General features: G+C 64.0%; 8 protein-coding genes and 1 pseudogene. 4 read left to right on the top strand and 5 right to left on the bottom strand.

All coding sequences use genetic code 11. The annotated features are described in order from the left end of the window. Positions 1-120 precede the first annotated feature (120 nt). From ligD to LGQ10_RS03905, 3 genes are all read right to left on the bottom strand, one after another. A complete protein-coding gene (gene ligD, locus LGQ10_RS03895) occupies positions 121-2,613 on the bottom strand; it encodes a DNA ligase D (protein ID WP_226524757.1) in 2,493 nt (830 codons plus the stop codon). A 137-nt stretch (positions 2,614-2,750) separates the two neighbouring features. Continuing rightward, the gene (locus LGQ10_RS03900; protein ID WP_226524758.1) at positions 2,751-3,581 is read right to left on the bottom strand and encodes a Ku protein; all 831 of its coding nucleotides are present in this window, start codon (positions 3,579-3,581) and stop codon (positions 2,751-2,753) included. Positions 3,582-4,051: 470 nt separating this feature from the next. Further along, entirely contained in the window at positions 4,052-4,855 is an 804-nt protein-coding gene (locus LGQ10_RS03905) for a phytanoyl-CoA dioxygenase family protein (RefSeq protein WP_226524759.1), read from the bottom strand. Positions 4,856-5,084: 229 nt separating this feature from the next. Here LGQ10_RS03905 and LGQ10_RS03910 point away from each other — a divergent pair. After that, a pseudogene (locus tag LGQ10_RS03910) lies at positions 5,085-6,501 on the top strand (amino acid permease). Here the strand turns inward: LGQ10_RS03910 and LGQ10_RS03915 are convergent. Further along, positions 6,498-7,394: a LysR substrate-binding domain-containing protein gene (locus LGQ10_RS03915; protein WP_058435140.1), complete on the bottom strand. Its 897-nt coding sequence runs from the start codon at positions 7,392-7,394 to the stop codon at positions 6,498-6,500. The pseudogene LGQ10_RS03910 and the gene LGQ10_RS03915 sit on opposite strands and share 4 nt — an antisense overlap. A gap of 273 nt (positions 7,395-7,667) precedes the next feature. On the opposite strand from LGQ10_RS03915, the gene dkgB reads away from it, so the two are divergent. The 3 genes from dkgB to LGQ10_RS03930 all read left to right on the top strand — a co-directional run bounded on the left by dkgB (position 7,668) and on the right by LGQ10_RS03930 (position 10,825). Further along, positions 7,668-8,471, top strand: a complete 804-nt coding sequence (dkgB, locus tag LGQ10_RS03920; RefSeq protein WP_226524760.1) for a 2,5-didehydrogluconate reductase DkgB — start codon at positions 7,668-7,670, stop codon at positions 8,469-8,471. A 99-nt stretch (positions 8,472-8,570) separates the two neighbouring features. Further along, the gene (locus LGQ10_RS03925; RefSeq protein ID WP_226524761.1) at positions 8,571-9,740 is read left to right on the top strand and encodes an MFS transporter; all 1,170 of its coding nucleotides are present in this window, start codon (positions 8,571-8,573) and stop codon (positions 9,738-9,740) included. A gap of 197 nt (positions 9,741-9,937) precedes the next feature. Then, on the top strand, positions 9,938-10,825 hold the full coding sequence (locus LGQ10_RS03930) for an AraC family transcriptional regulator (protein ID WP_226524762.1): 888 nt from the start codon (positions 9,938-9,940) through the stop codon (positions 10,823-10,825). A 107-nt stretch (positions 10,826-10,932) separates the two neighbouring features. Here the strand turns inward: LGQ10_RS03930 and LGQ10_RS03935 are convergent, their stop codons facing one another. Continuing rightward, positions 10,933-14,118 carry an efflux RND transporter permease subunit gene (locus tag LGQ10_RS03935; RefSeq protein ID WP_226524763.1) on the bottom strand — a complete coding sequence of 1,062 codons (3,186 nt, stop codon included), beginning with the start codon at positions 14,116-14,118 and terminating at the stop codon, positions 10,933-10,935.

Genomic DNA, 14,118 nt, shown 5'->3' on the forward strand with positions numbered 1-14,118 from the left:
ACGGGCGTCTACATTGTTCGATGCCGGCTGGCGGCGCCCATCAGGTTGCGCCAGCGCGATTAAAAGCATAGAAGCAATGACCGTCATCAGCACATCAGGTTCCAGGACCCGGCACGGCGCTCAGGCCACAGGTTTGTGCAGGCCCATCTGCCGGCGCATCGCGGCGGTGATCGACTGCCGCGTCGTGGCATAGCCGGCCCAGGGGTCTTGGGTTTCGTCCAGGCGCCGCGCCACGTCCGCCAAGGTCCATTGCCCCGCCCCGCGCAGCTGCGCCAGCTCCTCGCGATGCACCGGAACCGATACCGGCAGGCCTTCCCGGGCACGCAGCGAGTAGGCACAGACGGTGGTCGCGCCACGGGCGTTGCGCAGGTAGTCGATGAAAATCCGCCCCACCCTATTGCGCGGCCCGGACACTGCCGACAGGCGCTGTGGAAACAGCCCTGCCAGGTACTGGACCATTGCCTGGCTGAAGGCCTTGACCTCGTCCCAGCCGGCCCGTCGCACCAGCGGCACCACCAGGTGCAGGCCCTTGCCGCCGCTGGTCTTGATAAAGGCCCGCAGGCCCAGTTCGTCGAGCAGCGTCAGGGTCAGCTGGCAGGCCTCGACCATGGTCTTCCAGGGCAGTGTCGGGTCCGGGTCGAGGTCGAGCACCAGGCGGTCGGGCCGATCGAAATCCTTGCTGGTGGCGTTCCAGGTATGCAGCTCCAGGGCATTCATCTGTACCGCACCGAGCAGTGCCGGCAGTCGGTCGATGACCATGGCTGCCTGGCCGGCTTCGGTTTTGCTGTAGGTACGCACGCCGGGGATGGCCAGTTGCGCAGCATGCTTCTGGAAGAACAGTTCACCTCCCAGCCCCTGGGGCGCGCGTACCAGGGCCACCGGACGCTGCTGGAGCTGGGGCAGGATCCACTGGGCCACCCGGGCGTAGTACTCGGCCACCTGGAGTTTGGTGGCGCCGCTGGCGGCATCGACCAGACGATCGCCATGGGTGATGCGCAGATCATTGGCGCCGGTGCCGGCTCCTGGATTGCCCCCCGGAGTCGGCGCAGAGCGCTCCAGGGTCACCGCGACGGCCGGCTTGTCATCGCGCAGGCCATGGAAGACCCCGTGGCGCACCACGCCATCCCGGGTCATCTGGCTGTAGGACACCTGCGCCAGCAAGCGCGGCTGGACCCAGTGCACCCTGGTGGTCGAGACGCCTGCAGGCAGGCTGGCCAGGGTCGGCCGGGAGGTCGCCAGGGGCTGCAGCCGTTCGAGCAGGTGCTCGAGCGTGGCGCTGCTGAAGCCGGTGCCGACCTTGCCCGCGTAGCGCAGGCCAGCGCCTTGCGGGTCATGCAGGCCCAGCAACAGTGCGCCCAGGGCGCTGCGGCTACCCTGGGGGTCGGTGTAGCCGAGGATCACGAACTCCTGGCGCTGCTGGCACTTGAGCTTGATCCAGTCGTTGCTGCGCCGGCTGACATAACGGCTATCGGGGCGCTTGCCGATCAGCCCCTCCAACTGCATGTCGCAGGCACTGTCCAGCAACTGTTGCACCGGCTGGTCGAAGGTCTCGGAGTAACGCAGCTGCGCCGCACGGTTGTTGACCAGCAGGGCCTGCAGCGCCGTCCGGCGCTCGTGCAACGGGCACTCGCGCAGGTCCACGCCGTTGAGAAAGGGCGCGTCGAACAGGTAATAGACAATGGCCTGGTCGTTGCCAGCATCGAAGGCGTTCTGCAAGGCCTGGAAGTCCGCCACGCCGTCCGCGCCCATGACCACCATCTCACCATCCAGCCACGCCGATTCCAGCCCCAGGCCAACCAGGGCCCGAGCCTGGTGGGGCATCCTGGCCGTCCAGTCCAGGCCGCTGCGGGTCAGCAGCTGCACCCGCCCACCGTCGATGCGGGCAAGCATGCGATAACCGTCGAACTTGATCTCGTAGCGCCAGTCGCCCGCCGGCGGGGTGTCCACCAGCGTCGCCAGCTGTGGCTTGAGCGAGCCCGGTAGCGCCTCCTCATGGGAGATGGCATGCGCCCTGCCCCGGGCCTTGGGCCTGGTGGTGGGGGGCTTCTGGCGCGGCGCCAGGGTGCGGTCGCTGAGCACACTGTGGGGTTGCGCCTGAAGAATGTCGTATTCCGTTTCGGGGCGAGCCTGGGCATCGTCGGACTTCACCAGCAACCATTGCTCCTTCTTGCCGGCAAGACGAGTGCGGAACAGGTTCCACACACCGCCAAGCTTTTCACCCTCCAAGCGAAAGCGCAGCTTGCCCCGGGCATACCCCTCGTGGGGGTCGCCCTCGGGAAACCAACTGCCACGGTCCCAGACGATCACGTCACCGGCCCCATAGTGCCCCTCGGGGATGTGCCCTTCGAAGCCCGCGTAATCCAGGGGGTGGTCCTCGACGTGCACGGCCAGGCGCCGAACGCCGGGGTCCAGCGAGGGGCCCTTGGGGATGGCCCAGCTTTTCAGGGTGCCGCCCAGCTCCAGGCGAAAGTCGTAGTGCAGGTGACTGGCGTCATGCTTTTGCACGCAATACTGCAAGGCTTGCACTGGCCTGCCCCGCACATGTCGGCCCGCAGGTTCGGGGGTGGCCTGGAAGTCGCGTTTGTTGTGGTATTCCGAAAGCGGTCTGGCCATGGCGCTGCTCCACGAGTGGCGTGCCCGCGGCCGACAAGGCCGGGGCCCTTGTGACGGTGGAAACGGCGCCCCGGGAGAAGTTCAAGGCACTTGCCCGATTTGCCTACCGGCGGTTGCCTAGCCAGATGGCGCTGCGGCTAGGACGCCCGCCGCCGGGTACGCTTGGCGGGCTTGTCCGGCGTGGCCTTGGTGCCCGCGAGGCTGCGCTTGAGCAGTTCGGTGAGGTCGAGGATGTCCGCCCCCTTGTCCTGCACCGCGGCCGGTACCGTGGCGATCCGGCCCTTGCTGGCCTTTTCCTCCACCAGGGCCAGGATGCTGTCCTTGAAATCATCGTGGTACTGCTCGGGTTCCCAGTGGCCACTCATGTCCTCCACCAGGCGCCTGGCCATCTGCAGTTCGCGCTTGTCGAGCTTGGGCCGAGTCACGCTGGTGTCCAGTTCCAGGCCGTCGAGGCTGCGCACTTCATCGGGCCAGCGCAGGGTGATCAGGACCAGGGCATCCTCCAGTGCCCGCACCAGCGCCAGGTGTTGCCGGGTATGCAGCACCAGCCGCGCCAGGGCAACCTTGTCCGTGGCCTTGAGGGTTTCGCGCAGCAAGGCATAGACCTTGCCGCCGCGCCGATCCGGACTCAGGTAATAAGGGGTATCGAAGTGCTGCAGGGGAATCTCCCCGGCGGCGATGAAGGCGAATATATCGATGGTCTGGGTCGCCTCGGGCCGGGCCTGGCGAATCTCATCATCGCTGAGCACCACGTAGCGGCCTTTCTGGTATTCGATTCCCTTGACGATCTGCTTAGGGTCCAGTTCCTCGCCGCTGACCTTGTTGATCCGCCGATACCCCACCGGCTCCATGCTGCGCTTGTCCAGCCAGTCGAAGTCCAGCCTCTGGCTGGCAACGACACTGTTGAGGGACACCGGGATGTGCACCAGTGCGAAACTGATGGCGCCTTTCCAGATGGCTCGGGCCATGGCGACCTCCTGCAAGATTGTGCAAGCACAAGCACAAGGCAGCTGCGTCCCTCAGCGTCACGGACGGTCCGCGACGCAGCCACCCTGCGCACCTGAAGCATTCGACCCCGCCGGAAAAACCCTGTTCCCACCAATCGCCAGGTCCTCTGCGTGCCAATCGGTTCTCCTGGACGGGAGAAAACCGGCCTTCAGGCGCCTGAGCGACCGATCCGCCGACGTCCTCCCGATAGCGCTGTTCGCCACACACTGCCCATTCGGCAGTCGCCCGTTATTCAATGACACTTCATTGCCAGTTCCGGCACGTCAATACAGGTATGGCATGAACTAACCCGCAGGGCCGCCACACGCAAAAGTTGCACAAGGCAATAACCAGCAAGTTGACAACTTGAACTTCCGATACTTGTTCAGATCATTCAATGCACAAGGCAGGCGGTTCCGACACGTTCGATACGCTGGCAAAAAAAACATGCTCAGGCCTGTTCCCAGACCACCGGAAACCAGTCTTCGCGCATGCGATCGCCGTTGTTCAGGTCGATGCCGGGAAAAGGCGGCGAAGTACGCCCCGGACGCTGGACATAACGCACGTCATCGCCCATGAAGCGGGTGGAGAAGGCCCGGCGGCGGCCATTCCCGGTGTTGCCCGCGGCGCCGTGGACGGTGCGAAAATCGAAGACGATGGCGTCCCCCGGTTGCAGCTCCGGGGACAGGATCCGGTACTCGCCGTTGTCCACGTCCGGCATGTCCATGAACAGGCTTTCACCCGTGTCGTCGTCGGTGGCGCCGTAGAAATCCTGGTTGCTGGCCCAGCTCTTGGGCCGCACCGGCTTGGGCCAGCGATGGGAGCCCAGGACCACGCTCAGGGTATTGCTGCGGGTCACCGGGTCCAGGGGAATCCAGTAGCTGGCGGTCTGCAGGCCGTCAACGCAGTAGTACGGCAGGTCCTGGTGCCAGGGCGTGGGCTTGGAGGTGCCAGGCTCCTTGACCAGGATGTGATCGTGGAACACCTGGACCTGGCGCGATCCCATCAGGTGCCCGGCGATGGCGGCGGCTGGTGAATTGAGGACGAAATCCTCGAACGCCGGTATCCGTTGCCAGTTGCAGTAGTCCTCGAAGAACCGCCCGCCCTCGCCATTACCGACGTTCTCGATGGCAAAAGCGCTGGGCTCGGCCAGGTTCTGTTCGAACCCTTCACGCAGGCGCTCGATCCAGTCGGCAAATACACCGCGCAACACCAGGGCACCATTTTGCTGAAACTCTTCGATCTGCGTGTTCATCGATTCCGCCTCTTGTTGTTGTCATTGGCGGCAGTATCGAGGGCGTCAACTTTGCAGGTAAACGACAAAATACTTATTCATCAATATAGGTAGTTTATATGGCCGGCTTGTTGCCAGCCTCGGGGTTTAACCGGTTAATAGCGATGCCTGAACTTGCCTTGCGCCTGGTCATTCGTTAATCACCGGCAGATGACATCCAAATAATAAGAACAATTGGGAGTTACTTGAGATGAACGATAAACAGCCTTCCATGCAGCGGGGCCTGAATACCCGTCATATTCGATTCATGGCCCTGGGTTCGGCCATCGGCACCGGATTGTTCTACGGCTCCGCCGCGGCGATCCAGCTGGCCGGCCCCTCGGTGCTGCTGGCCTACCTGATCGGTGGCGCGGCCATCTACATGATGATGCGCGCCCTGGGCGAAATGGCCGTACGCGATCCGGTATCCGGCTCTTTCGGCCACTACACCAGCCAATACCTGGGACGCTTTCCCGGTTTTCTCACGGGCTGGAGCTATGCGTTCTCGATGCTGGTGGTGTGCCTGGCCGATGTCACCGCGTTCGGCATCTACATGGGCTTCTGGTTTCCCGATACGCCCCGCTGGATCTGGGTCCTGGGCATCGTGTGCCTGATCGGGGCGCTGAACCTGTGCAGCGTCAAGGTGTTCGGGGAAATGGAGTTCTGGCTGTCGTTGCTCAAGGTGACGGCGATCGTCTCGATGATCCTCGGAGGAATCGCGATCCTGCTGCTGGGCATCCAGCCCGGCGGCTCGGCGCAGGTGCAGTCCGGCATCAGCAACCTGTGGAGCCACGGCGGCTTCTTCGCCAATGGCATCGGTGGGTTGGTCGCCTCGTTCACCGTGGTGATGTTCGCCTTTGGCGGGGTTGAGATGATCGGTGTCACCGCTGGCGAGGCCAAGGAGCCCCAGCGGGCGATTCCCAAGGCGATCAATTCGGTGCCGTTGCGCATCCTGCTGTTCTACGTGCTGACCCTGTTCGTGCTGATGGCGATCTACCCCTGGTCCAGAGTCGGCAGCGAAGGCAGCCCGTTCGTGCAGATATTCAGTGCTTTGGGCATCGACTCCGCAGCGGCAGTGCTGAATATCGTGGTGATCTCTGCGGCGATCTCGGCCATCAACAGCGACATCTTCGCCGCCGGACGCATGATGTATGGCATGGCCCGCAACGGCCAGGCACCGGCGAGCTTCGCCAGCCTGTCGCGTTTCGGCGTGCCGTGGATGACCGTCGCGGTGATGTCCCTGGCATTGCTGGGGGGGGGTGCTGCTCAACTACCTGGCGCTGGAGAACCTGTTCCTGATCCTGGTGGCGGTGGTGACCTTCTCCATCGTCTGGGTCTGGCTGATGATCCTGCTGTCCCAGGTGATGATGCGGCGGCACATGACGCCCGCCGAAGTCGCCACACTGGCCTTCCCGGTGCCGTTCTGGCCCATTGGGCCAGCCCTGGGCATCGCCTTCATGCTGTTCATCTTCGGCGTCCTGGCCTGGTTTCCCGACACCCGCACATCGTTGTTCGTCGGTCTTGGCTGGCTGGCGCTATTGTCCGTCGGCTACTGGCTGTTCATCGGCCGATCCGCCAGGCAGGCCGCTGTCGCAAGCAAGGCCCCTCAGGCCAACCCTGCCCCCTAGTCCGGGAACTGCTGGCTGGCCCACTCCTGAAACGCCCGGGCCACCGGCGAGGGGCGCATGGCACTGGATTGGGCCAGCACCACCGACTGCGGGCTGACCGCCTCCAGCAGCGGCCGACAGGCCAGGGGCTGGCCGTCATAGCTGCGGTCGCCCACCGGCCGTGTGCAGGACAGCGCCACGCCGTACCCATGGGCTACCAGGCCGCGCTGCATCTCGAAGGTCTGGGTCAACTGCAGCGACGCCGGTTGCAGGTCATGGGCCCAGAACAGCGACAGGAAATACTCGCGGGTACGGGCGATGTCCTCGAGGATCAGGCACTCGCCAGCCAGGTCCACCAGCGAGACCTGCTCCCGTTCAGCCAGCGGATGATCCACCGGCAACAGCGCGTAAGGCAGCAGCCGCGCCAGGACCCGAGCCTCGATGTTCGGACTCAGGCCGACGCCATAGGTCAGCGCCAGTTCGGCCTGGCCGTCCAGCAAGCGCCGGTTGACCCCGGCCAGATCGCTCTCGAACAGGGTAATCGAGACCTGCGGATGCTGCTGGCGAAAGCCTGCCAGCAGGCGCGGGGCAAAGTAAGGGCCCAGGTCCTGGAAGCAGACCAGGCTCAAGTTGCCGTGCAGGCCGGCCTGACGATCCTCGGCGCCGCCCATGACGCCCGCCCGCCCCAGGATGTCCCGGGCCTGTTCCAGCAGCGTGCGCCCGGCCGGACTCAGTTCAAGGCCACGGCTGACCTGGCGATGGAACAGCTTGTGGCCCAGCGCCGTCTCCAACTGGCCGATGGCCAGGGACACCGATGGCTGGGAAATGTGCATGGCTCGGGCAGCGGCGCTGACACTGCCCTGCTCCGCGGCGGCGACAAAATACTCGAGCTGGCGAAAGGTGAACCCGATCATCGGCCTGGATCCTTGCTTATTGTTTGCGCCGATCATACCGCGACCACCTTCCGGGCATCTTGCTGAACAACCTGTCGCCCGCTCGCGACCAGGCATCCATGCTCGGGCTGGGCGAGCCACCTGGGGATTCGTGAGCGCACGTCAAAGGTGTTTGGCGCGCCGCGGGCTTAATCCGCCAGCGCCCGATGGACATACTACGCCCCATCCAAGCGGCTACCCGCTCCGGGCCGCCTGGTTCGAGCGCGCCGCGCATCCACCATCAGGAGCAGATCCATGAGCATTCCTTCCTTTGGCCTGGGTACCTTTCGCCTGACTGGCCAGGCTGTCATCGACTCGGTCAAGTCGGCGCTGACCCTGGGCTACCGCACGATCGACACCGCGCAGATCTACGGCAACGAAGCCGATGTCGGCCAAGCCATCGCCGAAAGCGGCGTGCCGCGCAGCGAACTGTTCATCACCACCAAGATCTGGGTCGACAACTACGCCGCCGAGAAGCTGATTTCCAGCCTGCGCGACAGCCTGGCCAAGCTGCGCACCGAGTATGTCGACCTGCTGCTGATCCACTGGCCGGCCCCGGGCAATGGCATCGAGCTGGCCGAGTACATGGAGGCTTTGCTGGAAGCCAAGAAGCGGGGCCTTACCCGCCAGATTGGCGTCTCCAACTTCAACATCGAACTGACCCGGCAAGCCATTGCCGTGGTCGGCAAAGAGCAGATCGCTACCAACCAGATCGAACTCAGCCCCTACCTGCAGGGCCACACGCTCACCGCGTTTCTCAAGGAACAAGGAATCAGCGTCACTTCGTACATGACCCTGGCCTACGGCAAGGTGCTCAAGGACCCGGCGCTGGCCGATATCGCCGCCAAGCACCAGGCCACCGTGGCCCAAGTCGCTCTGGCCTGGGCCATGCAACTGGGCTACGCGGTGATCCCCTCGTCCACCAAGCCCGAGAACCTGGCCAGCAACCTGCTCGCCCGCAGCCTGCACCTGGACGAGCACGACATGGCGCGCATCGCCACCCTTGAGCGCAACGGTCGCGAAGTCAGCCCTGACGGCCTGGCGCCGATCTGGGACTGATGCCATGACCACGCCTCTGGAACACCTCACTGCCGATGGCCCGAGCGCCGCTCGCATGCACGGCCCCTTGATCGGACATACCTGCCTGGAGTCAGCCCCATGAAGCCCGGACGCGTTCTCTTCGCCCTGGCCATCGGGGCCTTTGGCATCGGCACCACCGAATTCACCCCCATGGGCCTGTTGCCGGTGATCGCCGAAGGCCTCGGCGCGAGCATTCCCAGCACCGGCATGCTGATCACCGCCTATGCCATCGGCGTGATGGTCGGCGCGCCGATCATGACCCTGCTGTTCAGCCGCTTTGGCAAGCGCGCGGCACTGATGATGCTGATGGGCATCTTCACCGTCGGCAACCTGCTCTCGGCCCTGGCGCCGGACTACTACACCCTGCTCGCCTCGCGGCTGGTCACCAGCCTCAACCATGGCGCCTTCTTCGGCCTCGGTGCCGTGGTGGCAGCCAGCGTAGTGCCCAAGGACAAGCAAGCCAGTGCCGTGGCCACGATGTTCATGGGCCTGACCATCGCCAACATCGGCGGTGTGCCGGCGGCCACTTGGCTTGGCCAGCAGGTCGGCTGGCGCATGGCCTTCGCCGGTACCGCGGTGCTGGGCCTGCTGGCCATCGCCGTACTGTGGTACGCCCTGCCCAAGGGCGAGCGTGGCAGCGTGCCGGACGTACGCCGCGAGCTGGCGGTAATCGCCCGGCCCAACGTACTGCTGGCCATGGCCACCACGGTGCTGGGCGCTGGCGCCATGTTCACTCTCTACACCTACGTGGCTCCGGTGCTGGCGCAACTGACGGGCGCCTCGGACAGCTTCGTCACCCTGGGCCTGGTGCTGATCGGCGTCGGCTTCACCCTGGGTAACAGCCTCGGCGGGCGCCTGGCCGATTGGTCGCTGGATGGCTCGGCACGGATCTTCCTCGGCGTGCTGGCCTTGATCATGGTGTCTATGCCCCTGGTACTGGGCAACCATGTCACCGCCGCCCTGGCGCTGCTGGTATGGGGCATGTTCACCTTCGCCGTGGTGCCGCCGCTGCAGATGCGGGTGATGATCGCCGCGGCCGAAGCCCCAGGACTGGCCTCCTCGATCAACGTCGGCGCCTTCAACCTGGGCAACGCGGTGGGCGCCGCGCTCGGTGGTGCGGTCATCAGCCAGGGCCTGGGCTACGCCGCGGTTCCCGTGGCCGGTGGCCTGCTGGCGGCGTCGGGGCTGGCGCTGGTGTGGTTGGGCGGACGACGCAAGGCAAGCGATGCCGCCGCTGACCTGGCATGACACCTGGCCAAGGTGAGATCCCGGGCTTTGCCCTGGGGCTGCGATCCGGTTTGAGGCAGGCCCCCTGCCTCAAACCGATCTCGGGGACTGATCGCGCCAATCCCGCGAGAGTTGTGCCTGATCCTGCAAATGAGCACCGAGGCAGATCGGTCTACGGATAAGATCCGCAGGTCACCTCAACAGACCAGTGATCAGCCATGAACGCCAGCGCGCTTGAAGAAATGACCCAGCTCGTCGCTCGCCATGCAGCCGTCGAAGGAGCCAGTTCCACGGCCAACCCCAGCCTGGAAGTGGCACGTCATAGCACGCGCCAGACCGCGATCCGCTGCCCCCAATCCCCATTCTTCGGCATGGTGGTGCAAGGCCGCATGAGCATTCAGCTGGGTGAAACTGTCCGGCACTTCGCTCAGGGCGACTACCTGTTCGTGTCATTCAGCGTTCCGGTGGCCTTCCACATCGTCGAGGCCAGCGAAGACCAGCCCTGCCTCGGGTTCGGCATGGCGATCACCCCGGAACGCCTGCATGAGGTACTCGCCCGGATGGACATTGCGCCCCGTCCATCGTCCCCCCATGAGGCATGCAGCGTGGTGGTCGATCGGCTGAACCCGCAACTGCTCGACGCGACGCTGCGCCTGCTGCGGCTTATGGATGTTCCTGGCGATATCCAGTCCCTGGCCCCCCTGATCGAGCAGGAGATCATCTATCGACTGTTATCCAGCCCCTATGGGTGCCGCCTGTTGCAGCTGGCTGTGATGGACAGTTCGACCAATGGCATCACTCGGGCGATCGACTGGTTGCGCAAGCACTACATGCAACCCCTGCGCATACCGGAACTGGCCGACCAGGTGGGAATGAGCGAGTCCTCGCTGCACCATCACTTCAAGGCCATCACCGGCCTCACTCCCATGCAGTATCAAAAGCAGTTCCGCTTGCACGAAGCGCGTCGACTGATCCAGATCGAGCGCCATAACATCGGCAATGCGGGTTTTGCGGTCGGCTACCAGAGCCGCTCGCAGTTCACCCGCGAATACAGCCGGTTCTACGGTGTGTCGCCATTGCAGCACCTCAAGGACAACGAAGCGTGATCGACACTTTCCAGCACTACAGCCATCGCTTCGCAGCAACGGCCGGAGCATTGCCAGCCCCGGGGGCCGGTTGAGCGCGCACCGCATCAACCGGCCGCCAATGCCTGCTACAGGGCTTGATCGGCAGCATCTCGCGCTTGCCCCATGCTGCTCTGGCCATGCTGGACCAATTTTCGCCCGGACAGTTTGCGCAGGCCGACATAGAACACCGGCGTCAGGAACAGGCCGAACAGCGTCACGCCGATCATCCCCGCAAGCACCGTCACCCCGGTGATTGAACGCACCTCTGCACCGGCGCCATGGGAGAACACCAGGGGAATGGTCCCGGCGATGAAGGCGATCGAAGTCATGACGATCGGACGCAAGCGCAAGCGGCACGCCTCCAGGGCGGCCTCGACCACTCCGCGCCCCTGGAACTCCAACTCCCGGGCGAACTCGACGATCAGGATCGCGTTCTTGCAGGCCAGTCCCATCAGCACCACGAGCCCCACCTGTACGAAGGTATTGTTGTCACCGCCGAACACTTTCACCCCGAACAAAGCCGAGAGCACGCACATGGGCACGATCAGGATCACCGCCAGTGGCAAGGTCCAGGATTCGTACAGGGCTGCCAGCACCAGAAACGCCAGGAGAATCGCCACCGGAAACACGACCAATGCGGCCTTGCCCTGGGTGGACTCCTGGAAGCTCATGTCGCTCCATTCGAAATCGAAGCCGTTGGGTAATACTTGCTTGGCCACCTCGGAGATCTTGTCCATCGCCTGCGCCGAAGACAGCCGCCCTGGATCGGCTTCGCCCGAGAAGTCTGCCGCCGGATAGCCGTTGTAGCGCAGGACTGGATCGGGACCGTAGGTCTGGCTGATCCTGGTCATCGAGGCGATCGGCACCATCTCCCCCCGCTCGTTGCGCGTCTGCAGGTTGCCGATGTCCTCGACGCGCTTACGAAAGTCGCCTTCGGCCTGGGCATATACGCGCCAGGTACGGCCAAACAGGTTGAAGTCGTTGACATAGCTGGAGCCCAGGTACACCTGCAGCGTCTGGAACAGGTCCGCCAGTGCCACGCCCTGGGCCTTGGCCTTGATGCGATCGACCTCGACATCGATCTGCGGCACGTTGGACTGGTAGCCCGAGAACGGAAAGCCCATGCCCGTCTCTTTCATCAGTGCGCCCTGCAACGCTGCGGTGGCTTGCAGCAAGGCGCCATAACCGGCGCCGGAGCGATCCTGGACGAACATCGAATAACCGGCGCCGGTACCCAGGCCAAGGATCGGCGGCGGGTTCATCACGAAAGCCATGCCTTCCTGTAGGCCATTCATCCTGGCCTGGATATCACCCATGATTTGCTTGGCGCTGCGTTGGCGCTCGTTGAACGGCTTGAGGATCACATAAGCCACCGCGTAGTTCGGGGTGTTGTTCTGCTGGATCGGGTTGAAGCCGGCGAACGTGAGTACATGGTCGACGCCCTCGATAGCCAGGGCAGCCCGGCCCAGTTCGTTGACTACCGCATCCGAGCGACTGATGGAGCTGCCCTCCGGGAGCTTCACCACTCCCACCAGGAAGAGCTTGTCCTGGGTCGGAATGAAGCCCCGGGGTACGTTATCGAACAAGAGGCCTGTACCCGCCAACAGCACCCCATAAACCATAAACGCCGCCCCGCGCCGCTTGAGGATGCGTGACACGGCCCCTTGGTAGCGGTTGGAACTGGCGTCGAAAAACCGATTGAATGGCGCGAACAACCAGCCGAAGGCACGGTCGAGCCCTCGTGACAGCGCATCCTTGGGCGCATCGTGCCCACGCAGGAGCATGGCCGCGAGCGCTGGCGACAACGTCAGCGAGTTGATCGCCGAGATCACTGTGGAAATGGCGATGGTCACGGCGAATTGCTTGTAGAACGTGCCGGTGACCCCGCTTAAAAAGGCCATGGGTACGAATACCGCGCACAGCACCAGGGCGATCGCGACTATTGGTCCGGACACTTCCTTCATCGCCTGATGCGCGGCAGCCAAGGGCGCAAGGCCCTCGCCAATGTTGCGCTCGACGTTCTCGACGACCACGATGGCATCGTCCACCACGATGCCGATCGCCAAGACCAGACCGAACAAGGTCAAGGTGTTGATCGAGAAGCCCAGTACATGCAACACCGCGAACGTGCCGATCACCGACACGGGCACCGCTATCAACGGGATGATCGAGGCGCGCCAGGTCTGCAGGAACAGGATCACCACCAGCACCACCAGCACGATCGCCTCGACCAGCGTTTTGACCACCGCGTCGATGGCTTCGCGCACGAAAATCGTCGCATCGTAGTCCGACCGGTAGTCCATGCCGGGGGGAAAGCTTTTCTTCAGCTCATCCATCTTGGCGATCACGTCGCTGCGCACATCCAGCAGGTTGGCGCCCGGGGCCTGGAACACGCCGATGACCGGCGCCTCCTTGCCGTCAAGCCGGGTGCGAAGCGTGTAATCACTGGCCCCCAGCTCGATACGCGAGACATCGGCCAGGCGCACGACCTCACCGTTCGGACCAGTCTTGAGCACGATATCGCCGAACTCGGCGGGTGTGCGCAGACGGCCCTGGGCGTTGATCGCAATCAGGAAATCGCTGCCGTCCCGCACGGGCTCGGCACCGAGCTGACCCGCTGAAACCTGCAGGTTCTGATCCTGAATCGCACGTACTACATCACCTGCGGTCAGGGCACGGGAGGCGACCTTGGCTGGATCGAGCCAGACACGCATCGCGTAATCGCCGCTGCCGAAGAAACGCACCTGGCCGACGCCCGGGATACGGGACAGCTGATCCTTGATCTTGATGTTGGCGTAGTTGCGCAGGTACAAGCCGTCGTAACGTCCGTCCGGGGAGATCGGTGTGATCATCAAGGCGAAGCTCGGTGACTGCTTCTGCGTGGTCACGCCCAGTGCCACCACTGCCGCAGGCAAGCGCGATTGGGCCTGGGCGACACGGTTCTGTACGTCCACTTGGGCCTTGTTGGGATCGGTACCAGGCTCGAAGGTGATCGTCATCATCATGACGCCATCGGAGCCGGCCACCGACTTCATGTACATCATGTCCTCGACGCCATTGATCTGTTCTTCCAGCGGTGCCGCGACAGTCTCGGCGATCACCTTGGGGTTGGCGCCGGGATAGGTGGCGGTGACGACCACCGTCGGTGGTACCACCTCGGGGTATTCACTGACCGGCAAGAGCGGGATGGCGATGAGGCCCACCAGGGAGATGACGATGGACAGCACCGCGGCGAAGATCGGGCGCTCGATGAAGAATCTGGAGAAATTCAT

Origin of the sequence: Pseudomonas sp. L5B5 (assembly GCF_020520285.1) — a bacterium.
Taxonomy (GTDB): Bacteria; Pseudomonadota; Gammaproteobacteria; order Pseudomonadales; family Pseudomonadaceae; genus Aquipseudomonas.

Coding starts and splice junctions, on each gene's coding strand:
- ligD (WP_226524757.1), bottom strand. CDS start 2,613: ATGGCCAGACCGCTTTCGGAATACCACAACAAACGCGACTTCCAGGCC.
- LGQ10_RS03900 (WP_226524758.1), bottom strand. CDS start 3,581: ATGGCCCGAGCCATCTGGAAAGGCGCCATCAGTTTCGCACTGGTGCAC.
- LGQ10_RS03905 (WP_226524759.1), bottom strand. CDS start 4,855: ATGAACACGCAGATCGAAGAGTTTCAGCAAAATGGTGCCCTGGTGTTG.
- LGQ10_RS03915 (WP_058435140.1), bottom strand. CDS start 7,394: ATGATCGGGTTCACCTTTCGCCAGCTCGAGTATTTTGTCGCCGCCGCG.
- dkgB (WP_226524760.1), top strand. CDS start 7,668: ATGAGCATTCCTTCCTTTGGCCTGGGTACCTTTCGCCTGACTGGCCAG.
- LGQ10_RS03925 (WP_226524761.1), top strand. CDS start 8,571: ATGAAGCCCGGACGCGTTCTCTTCGCCCTGGCCATCGGGGCCTTTGGC.
- LGQ10_RS03930 (WP_226524762.1), top strand. CDS start 9,938: ATGAACGCCAGCGCGCTTGAAGAAATGACCCAGCTCGTCGCTCGCCAT.
- LGQ10_RS03935 (WP_226524763.1), bottom strand. CDS start 14,118: ATGAATTTCTCCAGATTCTTCATCGAGCGCCCGATCTTCGCCGCGGTG.